General features: G+C 72.6%; 13 protein-coding genes. 7 read left to right on the plus strand and 6 right to left on the minus strand.

Annotated elements, in window-relative coordinates:
* Position 1 precedes the first annotated feature (1 nt).
* On the minus strand, positions 2 to 442 hold the full coding sequence (locus AC6JBM_RS47015) for a DUF4396 domain-containing protein (protein ID WP_497980132.1): 441 nt from the start codon (positions 440 to 442) through the stop codon (positions 2 to 4).
* A 104-nt stretch (positions 443 to 546) separates the two neighbouring features.
* On the opposite strand from AC6JBM_RS47015, the gene AC6JBM_RS47020 reads away from it, so the two are divergent.
* Positions 547 to 1,509 (plus strand): LysR family transcriptional regulator, encoded by a 963-nt coding sequence (locus AC6JBM_RS47020; RefSeq protein WP_350619761.1) that lies wholly within the window; start codon positions 547 to 549, stop codon positions 1,507 to 1,509.
* 33 nt (positions 1,510 to 1,542) lie between these two features.
* Here AC6JBM_RS47020 and AC6JBM_RS47025 read toward each other — a convergent pair whose 3' ends face one another.
* Complete coding sequence (locus AC6JBM_RS47025) at positions 1,543 to 3,099, minus strand: cellulose binding domain-containing protein (RefSeq protein WP_497980133.1); 1,557 nt, start codon at positions 3,097 to 3,099, stop codon at positions 1,543 to 1,545.
* Positions 3,100 to 3,217: 118 nt separating this feature from the next.
* Between AC6JBM_RS47025 and AC6JBM_RS47030 the strand changes: the two genes are divergently transcribed.
* Entirely contained in the window at positions 3,218 to 7,255 is a 4,038-nt protein-coding gene (locus AC6JBM_RS47030; protein ID WP_497980134.1) for a PDDEXK-like endonuclease domain-containing protein, read from the plus strand.
* Positions 7,256 to 7,263: 8 nt separating this feature from the next.
* Here the strand turns inward: AC6JBM_RS47030 and AC6JBM_RS47035 are convergent, their stop codons facing one another.
* Complete coding sequence (locus tag AC6JBM_RS47035; RefSeq protein WP_497980135.1) at positions 7,264 to 8,277, minus strand: SMP-30/gluconolactonase/LRE family protein; 1,014 nt, start codon at positions 8,275 to 8,277, stop codon at positions 7,264 to 7,266.
* Between the two features lie 28 nt (positions 8,278 to 8,305).
* Positions 8,306 to 11,980, minus strand: a complete 3,675-nt coding sequence (locus AC6JBM_RS47040; protein ID WP_497980136.1) for a family 78 glycoside hydrolase catalytic domain — start codon at positions 11,978 to 11,980, stop codon at positions 8,306 to 8,308.
* A 260-nt stretch (positions 11,981 to 12,240) separates the two neighbouring features.
* Between AC6JBM_RS47040 and AC6JBM_RS47045 the strand changes: the two genes are divergently transcribed.
* The 4 genes from AC6JBM_RS47045 to AC6JBM_RS47060 all read left to right on the plus strand — a co-directional run bounded on the left by AC6JBM_RS47045 (position 12,241) and on the right by AC6JBM_RS47060 (position 18,712).
* The gene (locus AC6JBM_RS47045; RefSeq protein ID WP_350619771.1) at positions 12,241 to 13,065 is read left to right on the plus strand and encodes a cyanophycinase; all 825 of its coding nucleotides are present in this window, start codon (positions 12,241 to 12,243) and stop codon (positions 13,063 to 13,065) included.
* Entirely contained in the window at positions 13,055 to 15,718 is a 2,664-nt protein-coding gene (cphA, locus tag AC6JBM_RS47050; protein WP_497980137.1) for a cyanophycin synthetase, read from the plus strand. Before AC6JBM_RS47045 ends, cphA begins: the two co-directional genes overlap by 11 nt.
* Positions 15,700 to 17,184: a serine/threonine-protein kinase gene (locus AC6JBM_RS47055; RefSeq protein ID WP_497980138.1), complete on the plus strand. Its 1,485-nt coding sequence runs from the start codon at positions 15,700 to 15,702 to the stop codon at positions 17,182 to 17,184. Before cphA ends, AC6JBM_RS47055 begins: the two co-directional genes overlap by 19 nt.
* 139 nt (positions 17,185 to 17,323) lie before the next feature.
* Positions 17,324 to 18,712 carry an FHA domain-containing protein gene (locus AC6JBM_RS47060; protein ID WP_497980139.1) on the plus strand — a complete coding sequence of 463 codons (1,389 nt, stop codon included), beginning with the start codon at positions 17,324 to 17,326 and terminating at the stop codon, positions 18,710 to 18,712.
* A gap of 117 nt (positions 18,713 to 18,829) precedes the next feature.
* Here the strand turns inward: AC6JBM_RS47060 and AC6JBM_RS47065 are convergent, their stop codons facing one another.
* Positions 18,830 to 20,044, minus strand: coding sequence for an IS110 family RNA-guided transposase (locus tag AC6JBM_RS47065; protein WP_497979323.1), 1,215 nt, complete (start codon positions 20,042 to 20,044; stop codon positions 18,830 to 18,832).
* Positions 20,045 to 20,340: 296 nt separating this feature from the next.
* A complete protein-coding gene (locus tag AC6JBM_RS47070) occupies positions 20,341 to 21,204 on the minus strand; it encodes a DUF8832 domain-containing protein (protein ID WP_497980140.1) in 864 nt (287 codons plus the stop codon).
* 82 nt (positions 21,205 to 21,286) lie between these two features.
* Here AC6JBM_RS47070 and AC6JBM_RS47075 point away from each other — a divergent pair, with 82 nt between their 5' ends.
* Positions 21,287 to 22,222: a C40 family peptidase gene (locus AC6JBM_RS47075; protein WP_350619782.1), complete on the plus strand. Its 936-nt coding sequence runs from the start codon at positions 21,287 to 21,289 to the stop codon at positions 22,220 to 22,222.
* Positions 22,223 to 22,248 lie beyond the last annotated feature (26 nt).

Raw genomic sequence — 22,248 nt, forward strand, 5'->3', positions numbered from 1 at the left:
ACTAATGGTGATGTTGGTGGACCACCGCGTGGCCGCGGCCACGCGCGATCAGGAAGCGGTTCACCGGGACCGTCACCGCGAAGGCCAGGACCAGCGAGATCAGCAGGCTCAGCCAGAACCGGGCGTCGGCCAGGCCGGCGTCCATGGCGCCGGGGATGGCCAGGACCACGCCGTTGTCGACCAGCTCCATCGTGGCGATCGACGCCGTGTCCGCGGCCAGGACCACCGGCAGGGCCGCGCGCAGGGTCAGGCCCGCCGAGAGGACCGAGCGCAGGGTCAGCGCGTAGCCGAAGGCGAAGGCCAGGGCGATCGACACGACGATCGTCGCGGTGTTGCCCCAGCCCAGGGCCGTGCCCAGGACCATGCCCAGGACCTCGCCGATCGCGCAGCCGGTCAGGCAGTGCAGCGTCGCGGTCACAGCTTGTCGCGTCAGGGATTCCATGGCACCGAACTGTATACCCCCCAGGGGTATGTGCCAAGTAAAAACGGTGTGTCTCGATGTTTTAGGGCCTTCTGCCAGGGGCGCGACGGCCCTACCGTCTCTGTATGGAACTGGAGCTGCGGCATCTGCGGGTCGTATGCGCGATCGCGGACGCCGGCAGCGTGACCAAGGCCGCGTCCGTGCTCGGGCTCGCCCAACCGGCGCTCACGGCCCAGCTGCAGCGCATCGAGCGCGCGCTGGGCGGGGCGCTGTTCGAGCGGGACCGGCGCGGCGCGCGGGCAACGCCGCTGGGGGAGCTGGTGCTGGCCCGGGCCCGGGTGCTGCTGCCGGCCGTGAAGGGACTGCAGGACGAGGCGACGCGCCTGGCCAGCGCGGCCGAGCCGGCGGGGCGGTACCGGATCGGGGCGGTCAATGGCCCGATCCTGGGTGGTCTGGTGCACCGGATCACCAGCAACCACCCGGCCGCCCAGATCACCACGCACGCGTCCTGGTCGGCGTCGGAGCTGGGGGATCTCGTGCTGGCCGGGAAGCTGGACTTCGTGCTCGTCGGCGCGTGCGGGGACGCGCCACCGGTGACCGACCGGGGGCTGGCCTGGCGCGTGGTCGCGGCCGATCCCGTCTTCCTGCTGCTGCCCGAGGGGCACGAGCTCGCGGGGCGGGACGAGGTGGAGCTGTCGGAGCTGGCCGAGGCGCAGTGGGTGGCCGCGCCCGGGGACGGGTGCTTCTCGGCGTGCCACGCGGCGGCCTGCGCGCGGGCCGGGTTCACCCCGAAGGTGCTCTTCGAGACCGAGGTGCGCGGGGCGATCGACCTGATCGAGTCCGGCGACGCGGTGGGCCTGTGCCAGGCGACGCTGCGGCCGATGGCGGGGCTGGTCACCGTGCCGATCGCGGACGCGCCGCTGCACTGGCGGCAGATGCTGGGCTGGCTGCCCGACGGTCCCGCGGCGGATCTGGCGGGCCAGGTGTGGGCGTACGCGATCGAGTCCTACGCGGATGCCGTGCGGCGCAACGAGCGCTACACGAACTGGCTGGGGCGGCATCCGGACCGCAGGGGGCTCACGCTGTGAGCCCCCTGCGTCGCGGAACGCGGCGGCGAGCCGTCAGCCCGTGAAGGTCGCCGTGATCTGGGTGAACTGCCAGGTGTTCTGGGCGATGCCCGAGCAGTTGGACACCACACCGCCGCCGGCGCAGCCGCGGTCGCGGTTGACCGACCAGAAGGCCAGGCGGGCCAGGTGGTTGTTCTGCGCGTAGTCGCGGATCTGCTGCCACTGCGCGGGGGTGGTGTTCTCCTGCTGGTCGGACAGGCCGTTCATGCCGGAGATGCCCATGTGCTTGTAGGCCGTCGCGTCGTCCCACCCGAAGGCGGACTTGAGCATGGTCTTGAGGCCCTCAGAAGCGCTCACCGTGCTCTGGTACATGTTCGCGCCGCCGCCGAAGTCGAACGGCATGATGGTGAAGACGTCGATCCCGGCACCGGTCGAGGCGGCGCGGCTGATGAGCTGCTGCGCGTAGTAGCCGGGGCCGGTCGTCGCCGTGCCGAAGGTGACGATGACCTTCAGGCTCGGGTTGTTCTGCTTGACGATCTTGAGCGCGTCGACGATCCGGTTGCGCACGGTGTCGTTCTCGAACTCGTCGGTGTTCTCGATGTCGATGTCGATCGCCTTGAGGCCGTAGGCGTTGATCACCGTCTGGTAGGCGCCGGCCAGGGCCTGCGGGGTGGAGCAGTTCGGGCCGAGCTTGTTGCCGGACCAGCCGCCGAAGGACGGGATCACGTCGCCGCCGCCGGCCCGCACCTGGTTGATGACGGTCTGGTCCACGCCGCCGGTGAGCGGGCGGCTGCCGTCCCACGCCGGGTTGCAGCCGCCGCTGGCGAGCACGAACGCGAGCGTGAACCACTTGATGCCGGTCGCCGACTGCACGGTCTGCGGGTTCGGCGGGTCGCCCCACTGGTACAGGTACGGGGCCGCCGCGCCGCCGGCCGGCGGGTTGGTGGTGCCCCCGGTCGTGGTGGCCGTGATGCTGTTCGACGCCGCGGACTCGCCCTGGGCGTTGTACGCCTTGACCGTGTACGTGTGCGTGGAGCCCGCGGTCAGGCCGGAGATCGTGGTGCTGGTCGCGGTGACCGTGGCCTTCACCGTGGTGCCCTCGTAGACGCGGTACCCGGTCGGGCTCCCCGTCGAGGCGTTCCAGGCCAGCGCGAGGCTGGTGTTGGTCGTGGCCGTGACCCGCAGGTTGCCCGGCGCGCCCGGGGCGCCCGGCGTCGTGGTGCCCCCGGAGCAGGAGGCGCCGTTCAGCGTGCAGTTGGCCGGGTCGCCGCTGCCGGCGGCCACGAAGCCGAAGCTGGCCGTGCCGCCGGGGGCGATCGTGCCGTTCCAGCTGTTGGTGACGACGATGTGCCCGGTCGAGCCGGTCCGGTTGCTGTCCCACGAGGAGCTGATGGAGGTGCCGGAGGGCAGGTCGAACGCGACCGTCCAGCCGTTGATCGTCGACCCGGTGCCGTTGGTGATCGTGTACTTCGCCTCGTAGCCGGTGCCCCAGGTTGAGGTCTTCGTGAACGTCGCGGTGGCGGCCGCGGCGAACGCCGGCGCTTGTGAGATGACGGTGGCCGCGGCGGTCGCCAGGACAGCCGCGATCACCCCGATTCGCAGTCTCCGCACGATGGTCCTGCCTCGGGTAGAAGGGGGTTAGGGCGCCCTTGGCGGGGAAGATTACGCGAAGGTTTGTTAACAGTAAAGGTCCCGATCAATCACTTGCCAGGACGGATACGCTCTGCTCGTGGAGGAAGCAAGGGGCGCGCTCGTTCAGGAGGCGGCCCGTCGCTGGCGGTCACAGCTGATCGACCTCGGCGGCCGCAACACGCTGCTGTACTACCGCGACCTGCGCGCGGGCACCCTGGACCTGACGAGCGCCGATCCGGTGGCCCAGCAGGCGCTGCTGGGCGGGCGCACGCTGCCGCTCGGCCAGCTGTTCCCGGAGCCGGACGCCCACGCCGCCGCGATCAAGCGGGCCCGCACGATCCGCAACAAGGCCCGCGAGCTCACCGAGGAGCGGGGCATCGAGACGTGCTTCGCCGCGATCGGCAGCGCCACCTGGACCCCGGCCCCCGGTGCCGGTGCCGCGCCGGCCGCCCCGGTGCTGCTGCGCTCGGCCCAGCTGCGCGCCCGCGGCGCGGCCGAGGACGACTTCGACCTCACCCTGCAGGGCGACCTGGAGCTCAACCCGACGCTGCTGCAGCTGCTCGAGGAGGACTTCGGCATCCGCGTCGACGCCGACGAGCTCGAGGAGCTGGTCAGCTACGCCTCCGGATTCGATCCTCAGCCGCTGTACGAACGGCTCGCCAAGGAGACCGCCGGGCGGGTCCGCGGCTTCGCCGTCACGCCCCGGTTCGTGCTCGGCACCTTCTCCTACGCCAAGCTGCCGATGGTCACCGACCTGCGGGTCGGCGCCCGGGCGCTGATCGAGCACGACGTCATCGCGGCCATCGCCGGCGACCGCGACGCCCAGGCCGCGCTGCGCCCGGCGTCGGGCATCGCCGTGCGCGACCCCGACTGGATCCCGCCGGAGGACGAGTTCCTGGTCCTCGACGCCGACTCCTCGCAGAACTACGCGATCAACGCCGTCCTCGCCGGCCAGCACAGCGTGATCAAGGGCCCGCCCGGCACCGGCAAGAGCCAGACCATCGCCAACCTCATCGCGTCGCTGGTCGCCCAGGGCAAGCGGGTGCTGTTCGTGGCCGAGAAGCGCGCGGCGATCACCGCCGTGACCGACCGGCTGACCCGGCGCGGCCTGGGCAACCTGGTGATGGACGTGCACGACGGTACGACCTCCAGAAGGAAGGTCGCCGCCGACCTCAAGGCCGCGTTCGACTCCGCGGCCCGCATCGCCCAGCCCGACCTGGCGGTGCTGCACGAGACGCTGACCGCCCGGCGGGCCGCGCTCAACGACCACGACGAGGCCATGCACCAGATCCGGGGCCCGTGGGGGATCTCGGCGTTCCAGGCCCAGACCGAGCTGATCCGGCTCAACGCGCTCGTCACCCCGATGACCGCCGTCCGGCTGCGCGGCCCCGTCCTGGCCGGCCTCGACGAGGCGGGCGCCCGGCGCATCCGCGAGCAGCTGCGCGACTACGCCACGGTCGGCGGGTTCGCCCTGACCGAGCAGCAGTCCGGCTGGGTCGGGGCCGAGGTCCACACCCCGCAGGAGGCCCAGGCCGCCTTCGAGCTCGCCGAGCGCCTGTCCGGGCGCACGCTGCCCGAGGCGCGGCCCGCGCTGGAATACGTCGCGGCCCGGACCGGCCTGCCCCGCCCGGCGAACGTGACCGGCTGGCGGGCGCAGTTCGCGTTCCTCGAGCAGATCGCGGCCACGCTCAGCGTCTTCCGGCCGGAGGTGTACCAGGCGGATCTGAGCCCATACCTGCAGGTCGCGGACCTGGGCTGGTGGGCCCGGCGCAAGCTGCGCAAGCAGGCCGCCGGGCTCTGGCGCGGCGGCGGGACCCCGAGCGCCGAGCAGCTCTTCGAGGGCCTGGCCGTGGCCCACCGCCAGCGGGAGCAGTGGGGTGGCGTGCCGCGCCTCCCCGACGAGCTGCCCCGCGCCCGGGCCGCGTTCGACGCGCTCGACCGGGAAGTGCAGGAGCTGCAGCGGTACTGCGTGCACATCCCCCTGCTCACCATGGACCTCGACCGCCTGGCCCGCACCGCGCAGGCCCTGGCCGCCGACGAGCGCACCCTGCGCCGCGTGCCCCGCCTCAACGAGCTGGCCGACGCGTTCGCCCGGGCCGGCCTGCACGAGCTGGTGGACGACCTGCAGGCCCGCCGGGCCGATGCCGACCAGGCCGCCGCGGTCTTCGACGCCTGCTGGCACGCCTCGATCCTGCAGCACCTGAACTTCACCGACCCGCGGGTGGGCGCGTTCGACGGGCCCCTGCACGCGCGGACCGTCGCCGAGTACCGCGACGCCGACCACCGCCACATCGACGCCACCGCCACCCGCGTGCTGCGGGCCGTGGCCGAGCACATCACCAAGGTCCGCGACGAGCACCCGGACGAGAGCCGCCTCGTCGAGCACCAGGCGAACCTGAAGCGCCGCCACCTGCCGATCCGTCAGCTCTTCGCGGCCGCCCCGCACATGCTCACCGCGCTGCGGCCCTGCTGGGCGATGAGCCCGCTCGTGGTCTCCCAGCTGCTCCCGCCCCAGGCCGACCTGTTCGACGTGGTCGTGTTCGACGAGGCCAGCCAGGTCACGCCGGCCGATGCCGTGCCCGCCCTGCTGCGCGGCCGGCAGGTCGTGGTCGCCGGCGACGAGCACCAGCTCCCGCCGACGTCGTTCTTCACGGCCGCGGAGGAGAGCGGCGGCACCGATCCGCTCGGGGTCAACGCGGACGGCTCCATCGACCTGTCCCTCACGTCCGGATACGAATCCATCCTCGACGTGCTGAGCGCCCTGCTGCCCGGGTACCTGCTGCGCTGGCACTACCGCAGCCAGGACGACCGGCTGATCGGGTTCTCCAACGCCCACATCTACGAGGGCTCCCTCGTCACCTTCCCGGGCGTCGCGGGGGAGGGCAGCGTCGCGCACGTCCACGTGTCCGGTGCGGCCGACGAGTCCGCCCCCGACTCGGTGACCGCCGAGGTCGACCGCGTGGTGGAGCTGATCCTGCAGCACGCCCAGGTCCGCCCGAACGAGTCGCTGGGCGTCATCACCATGGGCATCACCCACGCGGAGCGCATCGACCTGGCCCTGCGCCGGGTGCTGGCGGCCCGCCCCGAACTGCACGCCTTCTTCGCCGAGACGGCGGCGGAGCCCTTCTTCGTCAAGAACCTCGAGCGCGTCCAGGGCGACGAGCGGGACGCGATCATCCTGTCGATCGGCTACGGCAAGAACGCCCAGGGGCGCCTGCTGTACCGCTTCGGCCCGCTCCTGCTCCCGGGCGGAGAACGCCGGCTGAACGTGGCCGTGACGCGCGCCCGGCGCCGGATGACCCTGGTGAGCTCGTTCACCGCCGCCGACATGGACCCGGCCCGCTCGACCAGCGACGGGGTGCGGCTGCTGCGCTCCTACCTGGAGTACACCGAGTCCGGCGGCACCTCGCTGAGCCCCGCCGCCGCCGAGCGCCCCGCCCTGGGCGCCTTCGAGGCCGACGTCGAGCGCCGCCTCACGGCCGCGGGCGTCCCGGTGACCCCGCGCTTCGGCGTGGCCGGCTTCGCCATCGACTTCGCCTGCGCCCATCCCACCAACCCGAACGAGATGGTCCTGGCCATCGAGACGGACGGCGAGGCCTACCACGCCGCGAGCACCGCCCGCGACCGCGACCGGCTGCGGCAGGAGCAGCTCGAGCGCCTGGGCTGGCGCTTCCACCGCATCTGGTCGACGGACTGGTTCGCCGACCCGCAGGCGGAGACCGCGCGCGCCCGGGCCGCCTACGACGAGGCCGTGGCCGCGGTGGAGGCCCGCCGCACGAACGAGCCGACGGTGGTCCTGCACCTCGACGAACCGGCGCCGGACCGCCCGTCCTCGCCCCGCCCGGAGTTCGAGCCGGGCCGCCCGATCGCCGAGTACCCCCACGCCCTCCTCGTGGACCTGATCCGCTGGATCGAGTCCGACACGCTGCTGCGCACCGAGGAGCAGGTCGTGGAGGAGGCGCGCAGGCAGCTCGGCTTCAAGCGCGGCGGCTCGCGCATCAACGCGGCCCTGACGGCCGCCCTGGAAGAGGCCCGCGGCGAGTCCTCGTCCGCGCCCGACCCGGCACCGGCCCCGGACGAGCCGGACGAGGACCGCACGCGCGTCCTGCCCGTCCAGCAGCCCGAGACCGACTGACCGCTGGCCTACGAGGTCGCCGCTTGGTCGAGGTCGACGTGGGCCAGGGAACGCTCGGTCAGGCTGCCGAACCAGAGCCGGTCGCCGGACTGGCGGACGCCGGTCAGCATCGGGTAGTGGCCCGCCGGGCTGTGCAGCGTGCGCAGCACCGTGCCGTCCGCATCCACCAGGGCCGCGATCGTGTGCTTGCCCGGCCGGGGCTGCAACCACGTGGGCAGGACCGCGACCGCCTTGCGCACGCGGGGGTAGGGCAGCAGCCGCTCCGCGATCGCGACGCGCGGGCTGGCCAGGGCGATCCAGAAGGTGCCGTCGCCGACCGGGGACATGTTGTCGGGGTAGGCGGGCAGGTCGGTGAGCACGGTGGCGGCGCCCGACGGCAGGTCGACGCGCGTGAGGCGGTGCGCGACCGTCTCGCACACGAGCAGGGCCGAGTCGTCCGGGGTCAGGGCCACGCCGTTGGGGAAGTACAGCCCGGAGGCCACGACCGTCGTGGTGCGCGCGGCCGGGTCGTAGGCCAGCACGCGGCCGTTCGGGCGGTGCTCCAGCAGATCGCGGCGCCAGTGCGCCAGCGGGAAGCGGCTCGAGGAGTCGCTGAAGAAGACGGTGCCGTCCCGGGCGATCGCCGCGTTGTTGCAGAACAGGATCTCGGTGCCGGCCGCCGAGCGGGTCAGATCCCGCACGGTGCCGTCGCGGGTGAGGCGGAGCAGGCCGCGGTACGCGTCGCAGACGATCAGGGAGTCGTCGCCCGGGTCGTGCTCGATGCCCAGGGGACGCCCGCCGGTCTCGGCCAGGCGCTCGAACGCGCCATCGCGAAGCTGCCAGACGGCGCCCTCGTGGGTGCCCGTGAAGACCGCTCCGGACGGGTCGACCGCCACGTCCTCGGGGGCGTGCCCGGACGGGAGCGGGACGAGCACCGCCCGGTCGATGCGGGTGTCGGCGGGCGACCACGGGCCGGTCAGCTTCGGCGGCGTCGTCGCCGGGAGCGTTGCACCGTCGATGAAGAAGGGGCGCGGGACACTCATGCGACTGAGTGTCCCGCGCCGGGGTCGGTCAGGCGACGGCCGTGAAGGTGTAGGAGCCGGACGGGAGGTAGTAGGTCGCCGCGGCGGTCGGGACCGCCTGGGCCGGAGCGCTGATCGAGGCCGCGTTCGACGTCGGGACCTTGACCGTCGCCGTCGTGCCCGCCGGGATCGTCACCCGCAGGGTCAGGGTGCCGCCGGAGATGGACCAATCGCTGACCGCGCCGCCGTACGGGGTGTCGTACGACGACTTGGCCGAGGTCAGGCCGCCGCCGGGCTGGGGCGCGATCGTGAGCGCGCCGTAGCCGGGGGACGCGGGGGCGACGCCGCCGACCTGGCGGTACAGGAAGTCGCCCACGGAGCCGAGACCGTAGTGGTTGAAGGAGTTCATGCCCGGGTCGTTGAACGAGCCGTCGGTGCGGATGCCGTCCCAGCGCTCCCAGATCGTGGTCGCGCCCTTGTTGATCATGTATCCCCAGCCGGGGAAGCCGGGCTGCGTGAGGATCTGGTAGGCGGTGTCGGCGTGGCCGTTGTTCGCCAGCACCGGCAGCAGGTTCTCCACGCCGAGGAAGCCGACCGAGAGGTGGCCGCCGGTCGTGGCGACCTTCGCGGCGAGCTTGTCCGCCGCGGCCTGCACGCGGTTGGCGGGCAGCAGGCCGAAGGCGAGCGCGAGGACGTACCCGGTCTGCGTGTTGCCGCTGACCGTGCCGTCGGCCGCCACGAACCGGTTCGTGAACGCGGCCGCGACCTGGTCGGCGAGCTGCCCGTACGAGGTCGCCTCGGCGGTGCGCCCGGTCGCCGCGGCCATCCGTGAGACCAGCCGCGCCGACCACGCGAAGAACGCGGTCGAGATGACGTCCTGGGCGGTGTTGTCGTTGACGTTGAGCCAGTCGCCGTAGGTCGACACGTTGCGGATCAGGTCGCTGCCCGAGGTGGCCCGCAGGTAGTCGACCCACTTGGCCATGGCCGCGAAGTGCTCGTCGACCACGCGCACGTCGCCGTAGCGCTGCCAGAGGGTGTACGGCACGATCACCCCGGCATCGCCCCACCCGGCGGTGCCGGCCCCCGCGGACACGCCCGGAGCCACGTCGGTGAACGCCCCGTCGGCGTGCTGCGCGTCGGTGAGGTCGTCGGCGAACTTGTCGAGGAAGCCGTGCACGTCGAGGTTGAACGTGGACGTGGCCACGAACGCCGCGATGTCGCCGGTCCAGCCCAGCCGCTCGTCGCGCTGCGGGCAATCGGTCGGGATCGAGAGCATGTTGTCGCGCTCGCCCCACAGGATGTTCTTCGCCAGCTGGTTGAGCATCGCGTTGGACGTGGTGAACGTGCCGGACTGCGCGCCGCTCGTCCACGCCGCGCGGCCGGTCAGCGTGTCCGCGGTCGGGGTGAAGCCCGACGGCAGGCCGGTGAGCTCGACGTACCGGTACCCGTGCACGGTGAACCGGGGCTCATAGGTCTCGGTGCCGGAGCCGCTGAAGGTGTACCGATCCGTCGCCGCCGCCCCCCGCAGGTTCGCCGTGTAGATGGTCCCGTCGGGGTTGAGCACCTCGGCGTGGCGCAGCTGCACCGTCGTGCCGGCCGGGGCGCTCATCGTCAGCCGGTCCCAGCCGGTGAAGTTCTGCCCGAGGTCGAGCACCCACACGCCGGGCTGCGGCTGGGTGATCGCGACCGGCCGGAAGTCCTGCTGGACGGTGACGCCGTTGTCGACCTGCGCGACGAGGTTGGGCTTCGTGCCGCCGCGCACCGCGACCGAGGACCACGCGGCGTCGTTGAAGCCGGCGCCGTCCCAGCCCGCGATGGCCATGCGGTTGTCGTAGGTCTCGCCGCCGTACAAGTCGTCGGATCGGATCGGGCCCGTGGTGACCTTCCAGGTGCCGTCGGTCTTGACGGTCTGCGTGGTGCCGTCGGTGAACGTGATCACCAGCTGGGCGGAGTACCACGGCTGGGTGCCGTAGAGCTGGCTGCCCGCGAAGCCGACGTTGCCGGAGTACCAGCCGTTGCCGACGTAGGCCCCGAGCGCGTTGGCGCCCTGGCGGATCTGCCCGGTGACGTCGTACTCCTTGTACTGCAGCCGCTTGTTGTAGTCGGTCCATCCCGGCGCGAGCACGTCGGCGCCGACCTTGGCCCCGTTGAGCCGCGTCTCGTGCAGGCCGAGCGCGGTGGTCAGCAGCCGCGCCGACGCCACCGCCTTGCTCACCGTGAAGCCCTTGCGCACCAGCGGCGTCGGCTTGACCACGAGCACGTTGGAGCCCCAGGGCCCGGTGCCGTAGGCCGCGACCGCCTGGGCCGCGGGCCAGGCCGAGTCGTTGAAGCCGGTCGTGTTCCAGCCGCTCGGGTTCGTGGTGCTGGCCTTCCACGCGGCGTCGCTGGTGATGGTCGGCCCACCAGCGACGGTCAGCTTGGCCAGCACGCCGGCCGGCGACTGCGTGGTGTTCTGCGCCGAGATGGCGATGGTGTTCGTACCGCTGGTGAGCCGCCCGGCCAGGTCGAGCGTCGCCGCCCGCTTCCACGAGTCGGTGACCCGCGGCGAGGAGCTGACCTGCACGCCGTTGACCCACACGTCGGCCGTGTCGTCGCCGGTCACCACGAGCGTCGCGCTCGACGGGGCGCCGGTCAGGGTGAAGGTGCGGCGGAAGTACCGGGTCGCGGCGGGCACGCCGGCGGCGGGGTCGCCCTCGGGGTACCAGATCCACGTTGCCCCGGAGACGTCGGCGCCGGTCGCGGGCGCCCCGACGAAGTCCGCGGTCCACTCGGAGGCCGGGCTGCGCAGCGCCGTCTCGAACGACTGGGTCGCGGACCAGGCCCCCGCGCGGCCCTGCGTGTCCCAGGCCCGCACGCGCCAGGAGTACCCGCGCATGCTCGCCAGGGCCGGACCCGCGTACGCGACGTCGACCTGGTTGCTCGAGGCGACCCGCCCGCTGTCCCACACGTCGGCGGTGTTCGCGCTGGTGGTGGAGACCTGGATCTGGTACGCCCCCTGCTCCTGCTGCCCCGCGGCGGCGCTCAGCTTCCACCCGAACAGCGGCCGCGCGGCGTCGACGCCGAGCGGGTTGACCCTGTGCTCGACCGTCGCGGTCGCGACGCTCAGCGGCGAGGCGGCGTTCGGGTCGGGCAGCACGACGGACGAGTTCCACGGCGAGGACCCGTAGAGCCCCAGGTCGGTCGCGGCCGCCCAGCCGCCGTCGCCGAAGCCGGGCTGCTCCCAGCCGGCCGGAGCGCTCTGCGCGGTCTTCCAGCTCGCGTCCGTGACCAGGTCGGCCTGGCCGCCCGCGGTCACCACGCGCACGTGCCCGAGCACCCCGGCCGGCCCCGCGGTGGTGTTGCGCGCGGCGATGGCCAGGGTGTTGGTGCCGCTCGTGAGCGCGCTCTGCAGGTCGACGTAGACGGCGTTCTTCCAGGAGTCGGTGACCCGCGGCGAGCCGGCGAGGGGGCGCCCGTTGAGCCAGACGTCGACCGTGTCGTCACCGGTGACGACGAGCTGGGCGTCGCTGACGGCACCGGCCGCGACGGTGAAGGTCTTGCGGAAGTAGCGGGTCGCGGCGGGCACGCTGACGTGCGGGTCGCCCTCGGGGTACCAGATCCAGTGCGCCCCGGACAGGGCGACCGGTGTGGCCGCGGCGGCCGGGGACGGGGGTGCCACGAGTATCAGCGCGGCGAGCGACACGAGCGCGGTGGCGGCCGCGCGCGTTCGTTTGTGCAGGGGCATGGCGGGCTCCCTCGGTTGTGAAACGTTTCATTAAAACGTTTCATATGCACATAGTGCGCCCACTGTAATGAGACGATCGTCGATACGCAATGCCGTCGCCGCACAACCGGCGACCAGGAACCGAACATTTTCGAACCTCGATTTCCGATGCATGGCTCTGGTCGGTGCCGGCATCGCCCGGCGGGGAGCCCGCGTGAGCAATCCGGGCAAACGTCGGACGCCCGGCACCCCCGGTCCCCAAGATGGGGAGTGGAGGTGGGATGGCGGGAAAACTGCTCGTCATCGGGGGCGCGGAGAGTCACGACGCCGGCGATGACGAGATCCTCGAGCGCTTCGTGCTGCTCGCCGGCGGGGGTGACGCGCACCTTGTCGTGATCGCCACCGCGAGCGAGAGTCCGGGGGAGCGGGAGAAGGAGTACGCCGAGGTCTTCCACCGGCTCGGTGCCGCGCGCGTCACGGCGCTGCGGCTGGAGTCGCGCGAGGACGCCAACGGCGACCTGGCCGTGGCCGCGATCGAGCGCGCCACCGGGGTCTTCTTCACCGGCGGCGACCAGTTGCGCATCACCACCGTGGTCGGCGGCTCCAAGGTCGACTCGGCGCTGCACGCGCGGCTGGCCGAGGGCATGATCCTGGCCGGCACGAGCGCGGGCGCCGCCATGATGTCCAGCACCATGATCCTCGGCGGGAGCGTCGCCTCGGTGAGCACGACCAGCGTGCGGACCGGCCCCGGCATGGAGTTCCTGCCCGGCGTGCTCATCGACATGCACTTCGCCGAGCGCGGGCGGCTCAACCGGCTGCTCAGCGCCATCGCCATGTTCCCGCACGAGCTCGGGCTCGGCATCGACGAGAACACCGCCATCCTCGTCGACGGCGAGGTCTTCGAGGTCCTCGGCCACGGCACGGTCACCGTGATCGACGCCGGCCAGGCGCGCGACATCCACTGCCCCTCGGTCGGGTTCGCCGGAGAGGCCGGCGGCCCGATCGCGCTGTGGGGCGCCCAACTGCACGTCCTGCCGGCCGGACACCGGTTCAACCTGACCGAGCGGTCGCCGATGAGGAGAGCGGAAGAGGACAATGCGTATTGAAAGCAGCCGGCGCCTGCGGGGGCCCAACCGGTACCTCGCCCGCCCGGTCCAGGTGACCCGGGTGCTGCTCGACGGGCTCACCGGCCGCGAGACCTGCGACTTCCCGGGGCTGCCGGAGCGGCTGCTGGAGCTGCTGCCGGGGCTGGCTGAGCACCACTGCGCGGCGGGGGCGCCCGGCGGGTTCGTCGCGCGGCTGCACGGCGGCACCTACTTCGGCCACACCGCGGAGCACATCGCGATCGAGCTGTCCAACCTCATGGGCCGCGAGGTCAGTTTCGGCCGCACGGTGGGCACCGAGGACCCGGCCGCGTTCGACGTGATCATGGAGTGCCCCGTCGACGAGCCGCTTGAGTCCGAAATCTCCGAGAAACTGCTTGAAAAGGCGATTCGACAGTTCGTGCTCCCGCTGACTCGCGGAGAGACGCCCCCGGCGCTCGATCTGGCCGAGTTGCAGCGGCGGTACGAGCGCGAGAAGCCGGGCCCGTCGACCGAGTCGATCGCCCAGGCCGCCCGCGCCCGCGGCATCCCCGTCGAGCGCATCGGCGACCTGAGCCTGCTGCGGCTCGGCTACGGGCGCCACCGGCGGCTGGTCTGGGCGGCGCTGACCGACCAGACCTCGGCCATCGGCGTCGACATCGCCGGGGACAAGGAGCTCACCCGCCGCCTGCTTGAGGACGCCGGCATCCCGGTCGCGGCGGGCGGGCCGGCCGACAACGTGGCCGAGGCGCTGAAGCTGTTCGAGGAGCTCGGCGCGCCGGTCGTGGTCAAGCCCCGCGGCGGGCGGCAGGGGCGGCACGTGTACCTCGGCGTGGACACCCCCGACGCCGTGCGCGCCGCCTTCGAGGCCGCGACCGCGGACGGCGGCGACGCCGTCGTCGAGCGCCAGGTCGACGGCCGCGACTACCGGGTGCTCACCGTCGGGGGCGAGATCGTCGCCGCCGCCGAGCGGGTCGCCGCACACGTCATCGGCGACGGCCGCACCGACATCGCCGGGCTCATCGCCCGCGCGAACGAGGACCCCCGACGCGGCGACGGGCACGCCCGCGCGCTCACCCGGCTCGCGGTCGACGAGGTCGCCCACACGCTCCTGCGCCGCCAGGAGCTCGAGGTGGGGGACGTGCCCGAGGCGGGACGGACGGTGTGGCTGCGCGACAACGCCAACCTTTCTACCGGCGGTACCAGCGTCGACGTGACCAAACTCGTGCACCCCTCGATCGCCGACCTGTGCCGCCGGGTCGCCGGCCTCGTCGGGCTGGACATCGCCGGGATCGACCTGCGGCTGCCCGACATCGCCGAGGAGCTGTCCCTGCGCCGGGGCGGGGTGATCGAGGTCAACGCCGCTCCCGGGCTGCGCATGCACCTGGAGCAGCACGACGTCGGGGCCGCGATCGTCGACGCGCTCTACCCGGCCGGGACGCCGTCGCGGATCCCGATCGTGGCCATCACCGGCACCAACGGCAAGACCACGGTGGCCCGGCTGACCGCGCACCTGCTCGCCGGGGCCGGGCTGCGCGTCGGGCTGACCACGACCGACGGCGTGGTGGTGGGCGGGCGGCTGATCCAGCGCGCCGACGCGACCGGCCCCCGCTCGGCCCGCGTGGTGCTCGGCGACCCGACCGTCGACGCGGCCGTGCTCGAGACCGCGCGCGGCGGGCTGCTGCGCCAGGGGCTCGGGTACGACTGGAGCGACGTCGGCATCATCACCAACCTCTCCTCGGACCACCTCGGCCAGGACGGCATCGAGAGCGTCGAGGAGCTCGTCGACCTCAAGTCGGTCGTGGCGGAGCGGGTGCGCGAGGGCGGCGCGGTGGTGCTCAACGCCGACGACCCGAGGAGCCGCGAGCTGGAGTTCCCCGGTCGCGAGATCATCTGGTGCTCGCTCGACCCGCGCAACCCGCTCGTGCGCCGGCACTGGGACTCCGGTGGGCGGGCGTACCTGCTCGCCGACGGCTGGCTCGTCGAGCTGGCCGGCCGCCGGTGGGTGCCGCTGCTCGCCGCGAACGAGCTCGGCGGCGGCTTCGGCGGCGCCGCCCGGCACCTGGTCGCCAACGCGCTCGCCGCCGCGGCCGCGGCCCGGGTGCTCGGCGTGACCACCGCCCAGGTCGCCGACCGGCTGCGCCGCTTCGGCACCGACCCGGCCGACAACCCGGGCCGCGGCACGCTGCTGCGCTGCGGCGACGTCGACGTGCTGGTGGACTACGCGCACAACCCGGCCGCCATCGCCGCCGTCAGCGACCTGGTCGAGCGGGTGTGGGGCTGCGAGCGCGCGGTCGCCGCGGTCACGCTCCCCGGCGACCGCCGCGACGACCTGCTGCGCGAGTCCGCGAGGGTGGTCGGGTCGCGGTTCGGGCGGGTGGTGCTCTACGAGGACGCCGACCGCCGCGGCCGGGCCCCCGGCGAGGTGCCCGGGATCGTCCGCGACGAGCTGCTGCGGGCCGCGCCCGAGACCGCCTGCGTCGAGGTGCGCACGGTCGACGAGGCGGTGCCGGCGGCCCTGGCGATGGCGCGGCCCGGGGATGTCGTCCTGCTGTTGTACGAGAAGATCGAGCCCCTCCTCGCCCTCCTCGAGGCCCACGGCGCTCACCCGGCGGCTGATTTCCGTGTGACCGAGGTGAATCTGGGCATGACCATGGCGTGGACGGGAATCGCCTGAGTGGAGCACGTTACCGGCTGATCGAGCCCCTGGGCACGGGCGGTATGTCCGTTGTCTGGCGCGCCTTCGACGAGGTGCTCGAGCGACCCGTGGCGGTCAAGCTCCTGGCCTCGAAGCTGCTCGCCGATCCCGACTCCCGCCGGCGCATCCAGGCCGAGGCGCGGGCCGCCGCGCTGCTCAGCCACCCGCACATCGCGCAGGTGTACGACTTCGGCCACGGCCCCGACGGCGTGCCCTACGTCGTGATGGAGCTGGTCACCGGCCGCTCGCTGGAGGAGGCCGGCCCGCTGGCGCCCGAGACGGTCCTGCGCACCGGGGCCGAGCTGGCCGCGGCGCTCGCGGCGGTGCACGCGCGCGGGCTCGTGCACCGCGACATCAAGCCGGCCAACGTGATGCTCACCGACGGCGGGGCCAAGCTCGTCGACTTCGGCATCTCCGCGGTCGCGGGGGACGACAGCGACATCGGCGGGCAGATCCTCGGCACCCCCGCCTACCTGGCCCCGGAGCGCATTCGCGGGCTGCCCACCACCGCGGCGACCGACGTTTACGCGTTGGGGCTGCTGCTGTACCGCGCCCTCGCCGGCCACTTCCCGTGGCCCGAGGGCGCGAGCACGACCGGCGTGCTGGAGGCGCACCGCCGCACGCGCCCGGCGCCGCTGCCCGACGACCTGGTCGACGCGCCGGTCGCGGCGGCCATCACCCGGTGCCTGGCCAAGGCGCCCGAGAACCGCCCGTCCGCCGCCGAGATGGCCGGCGTCCTGGCCGGCTTCCTGACGCTGGAGGCCCCCGTCGCCTCCGAGCCGGACGCGCCGGTGCTGGAGGAGACCCGGCCCGTGCTCTTCCCGCGGCAGGTGCGCGGCCGCGTGCTGGTGGGCGGCGTCGTGGCGGCCGCGGCCGTCGGGGTGCTGGCCCTGTCCACCTCGGGCAGCGCGGCCGAGTCGGCCCAGCCCGCCTCCGGTCCCGAGCCCTCCTCGTCCTCGGCTCCGGCGCCGGTCGACTGCAGCGTGGAGTACTCGGTCCGCACCGAGCACGCGGGCAGCTTCAACGCCGACCTGCGGCTCAAGGCCGCGGGCGGCACCGGCGGCTGGAGCCTCAGCTTCCGCCTGCCCGACGGCCAGGCGATCGGCGCGATCGACGGGGCGACCTGGCACCAGGACGGCGCAACGGTCCTGCTCGGCGGCGGAGACCTGGTCACCGACCTGTCCGCCGGCGCCGACTTCACCGTCGCGGGTGCCTACAGCGACACGTCCGCGCTGCCGAGCGACTTCGCGCTCAACGGCGCCGCCTGCCGTTCGGTCCTCGTCGCCCCGGCCGCGCAGGTCGTGGTCACCACGGTTGCCCCGCCCCCCAAGACGACCGGCGGCCCCGCCGCGAACCCCGCCCCGCCGAAGCCGCCGGTCGAGAAGGGCCCGGGGAAGCCGGCGAAGAAGGACAACGGGAAGAAGGGAAAGGGAGAGGACGATTGACCCTTTCGTAAGTTGATCGTCGTTTTGTAAGTTATGGCGTGCAACCTTCCTGACTGGTACACAAGTCTGATCCTCGTGGCGTCCCATCGATTTGCGGTCGCCTCGCCGTAGGGTGTTGGGGTCGAAGGTAGGAGGCGCCGTGCGGTTCGAGATCAGCCGGGTCATGGACACCATCGAGCAGCGGCTGACCACGGACGTGACCTTGGCGCAGGCCGTGGTCGACCTGGCGGAGGTCGCCCGTTTCGTGGCGCTGGACGGCGGCCGCCCCATCAATCTCCTGCGCCTCGGCATGGTGGTCGACGCCCTGAGCCGCTACCTGATCGACGCCGGCGCGATGCTCTACCCCGTGGCCGGCCGCGAGGTCCTCTCCGAGGCCGCGCTCACGTCGAAGGAGCGCATGGTCCTGGGTCGCTGGGCCGACGACGGCCTGATCGAGGTCACCCCGGTGGTGGCCGACCGCCCCGCCGAGATCGCCGACTTCACCGGTCTGCCGCTCATCGTGGTGCGCGACCTGCCCCAGCAGGCGACCCGCTTCCCGTGGATCGCCGACAGTCCCGAGCGCCTGCTGCGCCTGACCCCCCGGGCCGGCGGCGCGGTGCTGACGCCGGGCGGCGAGCCGACGCCGCCGAAGGACGGCAAGGAGCGCCTGGTGGTCGTGGGCAAGGCGACGCTGCCGATCGTCCCGCCCGACCCGGACGACCCCGCGACGGAGAAGGAGATGGCCGAGCCGGCTCCCGCCACTGATCCGACTCCCGCTTCGCCCGCCGCTTCGACTCCCGCTTCGACTTCCGCTTCGACTCCCGCTCCGACTTCCGCGGAGCAGCAGGGCGGCCGCCCGGACGGGCTGCAGTCCTTCACCGCCCGCGGCTCCCAGCGGTTCGGCCGCACCCGAGTGGTGCGCCGCCGCTTCACCAGGGCCGACCCCAGCGGCGTCGGCGCGTCGCTGATGGCCCGCGAGTGGCGCTGCAAGGAGCCGGAGTGCCCCGCCTTCGGCGAGTCCCGCCGCATCGGCCAGCCGGTCCCGAGAATGCGCGCCGGGATGCCCGCCTGCCCCCGCCACGGCGAGCCCGTGAAGGACATCGGCCCGCGCCCACCGGCGTTCGCCGTGGCCGTGGTCGTGGACGACCTGGCCCGCCGCCGCTTCGTGGTGGCCACGGATCACCCGGTGCGCGTCGGCAAGGACCCGAAGAACCCCGACGACATCTCGGTCGCGACCTGGCTGCACGAGGCGGCCGCGGCGTGGATCGCCAAGGAGCACGTCAAACTGGAGGTGGAGTCGGGCCACCTGAAGGTGACCGACACCAGCGAGAACGGCACCGTGATCTGGAAGCGCTCGTCCCCCGACATCAAGGAGGAGACGGAGCGCATCTACAAGAAGTCCTACCAGCTGGACGGCTGGGACTCGATCGAGCTCTACACCGGCGTGGAACTGGTGGTGGGCGACCACCGCCTGCAGACCGTGGTCGGCTCGGAGCCGGCATCGGTACTCCTGGACGCCCCCACCGTAGCCATGCGCCTGGTCGACTAACCCCGCACCCACTCGACCGTCGTACACATGTTCTATCCACAGGCTGTGGACGAACATGTGTACGAAGTGCTTGCCCCCCACGGACGTCGGGATTCCTGGCGGGAGTGCCCTGTGGGGTCAAGGGGTTTGGGTGAGGACTTTTTGCAGGGCGTTGTGCTGGTCGGGGTTGTAGGGGGTGTTGGTGGTCCAGCATTTCCAGATGATGCCGAGCCAGGCGCGGGCGAGGATTCTGACGGCGTGTGGGTGGCGGTGGCCGCGGGCTCGTGCCTGCTGGTAGAGGTGGGCGGCCCAGGGGTTGGTGTGGCGGGAGTCGGCGGCGAAGTCGCAGACCGCGCCGCGGAGTTGTTTGTTCACAGCCCACCGGAACGCGATGATGGTGACCTTGCCGGATTGGCGGGTTGATGGGGTGACGCCGGCCAGGCCGGCCAGTGCTGCCGGGTTTGGGTAACGCCCGCGGGCGTCGCCGATCTCGGCGAGCAGCCGTGCCGCGCGGACCGTCCCCGCCCGGGGCAGTGAGGTGAAGATCGGCCCGTCCGGGTGCGCGGCCAGGGCGTCGGCGATCTGGTCCTCGAGTGCGGTGATCTGGTCGATCAGGGCGGTCACGGCGGTGAGGTAGGCGGTGGTGACCCCGGCCAGGGCCTGCCCGGCGGGGCCGGTCACCCCGGCCGGGGCGTCGTGCAGCCGGGCGAGGAGAACGCCGGGTTTGATGCGGCGGTAGCGTTGCCCGGCCAGCCAGGCGGTCAGCGTGTCCAGGGTGAGCGCGTCGACCGCGTCCTGGGTGCCGAACGCGGTCAGGAACGCCCGGCTGATCGGCGAGGTCAGCTCACAGAACAACCCGACCGCCCCGGGCAGCACGCTCAGCAGATGCGCCCGCAGCTGGTTGACCATGCCGACCCGATGCCCGACCAGGTCCGCCCGGGCCCGCACCAGCGTGCGGAGGCTGGTCGTCGCGGCCGTGTCGGGCCGCAACGGCGTCAGCCGGCGCCGGTCCGTGCGCACCGTGTCAGCCAGCACATAGGCATCGAACCGGTCATCCTTGTGTCCCGCCGACCCATACCGGCCCCGCAAGCTCTTGACCTGCGACGGCGGCACCACGAACACCTCCAGGCCCGCCGCGAGCAACCCCGCAACCAGCGGCCCGTCCGGCCGTTCGATCCCGACCCCGGCCACCCCGTGACGGACCAGGACCGCCACCGCTTTCCCGATCCCGGCCTTCGAATGGCCCACGACCAGCCGCTCGACCGGCTCCCCAGCCCCGTCGATCACGCATATCGCGTGGGAGTCCTCAGCCCAGTCGATACCCGCGAACCGCTCACCTGTCACACTCAACACCGCTCCAACCGCTGCACAGATCAGTGGAAGGCGCACCTGGTGGTTCGGGACATCACTGCCGGACGCTCATTGACGGGCGCTCTCCACGGCGCAGTAGCCCTGTTGCCAGTCGGGATGCCCCGGACCGCCAAACCCCGCAGAAACTCCCGCAAGCCCTCACACCGGGGGCGGCAACGGTTGGCAGTGACCTAGCGGCCCAGGTGCCACCCAACCCCACCAAGAGCCGGGCAGCACCAGTTCTACCAATGAGCGACGGTCAGTTACTGACGCGGACCCGAGCCATCTGCTTCTGGCTCTTACCGCACGTCGACCGTGAACTCCGCGCGGTGGACGGCGCCGGACTTCTGGAACTCGAAGTACAGGCGGTATCGGCCCGGGCCCGGCGCGGACAGCCAGAACTTGACCGCGCCGCCGACGAGCTGGTCGTCGGGGTGGACGTGCAGGTATCCGAGGTCGCCCTCGCGGATGACGACCAGGTGGCCGTAGGCGGCCAGCCAGCGCTCCAGGTCCGTCACCGGCGTCCCGCCGGCGAAGACGCGGAAGGTCAGCGGCTGGGTGGCATTGGCCCGCGGCGTGCCCTCGTAGGTGACCTTGAACGTGTCGGCGTCGGCCTCGCGCGCGGCCGGGGGGAGCGGCGCCGGCGTGTAGTTTCCGGGCACCGTCGCGTCGGTCGACAGCGTGAGCGGCAGCTGCTGGCCGGCCGGGTCGAGGGTCACGAAGTCGGCGTAGAGGCGCCAGATGCCCGGCGTGGGCAGCGTCAGCGGGACCGACCAGGTGCCGTCGGCGGCCATCTCCGGGTGCAGATGCTGGAAGCCCGACAGGTCGTGCCGGGCCACGATGAAGTGCAGCAGCTTGTCGTGGTTCGGGACGAACTTGGTGACCGGCTTCCCGTCCTGGCCGACGATCTTGAAGGCGAAGGTCCGCTGGACGCCCGCCGCGAAGGTCGGTGCCTCGGCCGGGATCAGCGTGAAGCCGCCCGCGCTCAGGGAGAAGCCGCCCAGGTCGCCGATGACCGCGCCGCCGTGCGAGTGCGACGGGATCGTCGTCGGGTCGGACGTCGCCGCGGGCGTCGACTGCGGCGCGGTCGCGCGGGCTATGCCGAAGCCCAGCAGCAGGGCCGCGACCAGGCCGGCCGCCACGAACGGTCCCTTGAGCATCATGCCCGCCACCCTACCGGGGGAAGTTACGTCACTTATGTCCAAATTGTGGCGTTGGTGACACGTGGGGTTTTGCCGCAAGAACTTGCGCAGCGCCGCATCACTGGTCGTTGCCGGACTCATTCTCCTGGCGGCGCCCGGGACCGGGAACGCGGATCCCGCCGCGGACCGGCAACGGTCGCTCGCCAACGCCTGGCAGGAGCTCGAGGGTGTCATCGAACGGTACAACGCCGTTCGCGACGACCTGCGAGCCACCGACGCACGCCTGGAGCAGGTGAACTCGCGCCTGGGGCCGCTGCGCACCCAGGTCGACGCCGCCCAGCGCGAGACCGACGCTCAGGCCGCCGCGCTGTACCGCAGCGGTGCCGTCGGCTCGACCGCGGTGCTGATCTCGGCGGAGTCGCCCGAGGCCTGGATGGACCAGCTCGCGATGCTGGACCAGATCTCGCGCCGCCGCGTGGGTGCGCTCAAGGCGCTCAAGGACGCCCAGGCCCAGCTCGACGCGCAGCTCACCGAGCTGACGACGCTGCAGCAACGGCAGCGCGCGCAGTCGGCCGAGCTGGGCCAGCGCAAGGCCGCGATCGAGGCGCAGCTGCGCCGGCTCGGGGGCTCGCGCACGGCGAGGGCGCCGTCGGGCGCGCTGCACGACGGGTACGTGCCGGTCTTCACCGCCGACGCGGCCGGGCAGGCGGTCAAGTTCGCGTTCTCGCAGCTCGGCAAGGTCTACCAGTGGGGTGCCGACGGGCCGAACAGCTACGACTGCTCGGGGCTCACGATGGCGGCGTGGAAGACGGCGGGAGTCGTACTGCCGCACAACGCCGCCCGCCAGAAGCAGACGGTCAAGCCGATCACGCGGGCCGAGCTGCGCCCCGGTGACCTGGTCTTCTACTACAAGGACGTCAGCCACGTCGGGATCTACATCGGCGACGGGCGCGTGATCGAGGCGCCCCGGGCCGGCGAACGTATCTCCATGCGACTGATCGACTACGCTCCGGTGGTCGGGTACGGGCGGCCACTGTGATCGACTCGGTTTTTGTCAGACCCCTC

The organism is Dactylosporangium thailandense, assembly GCF_059739745.1.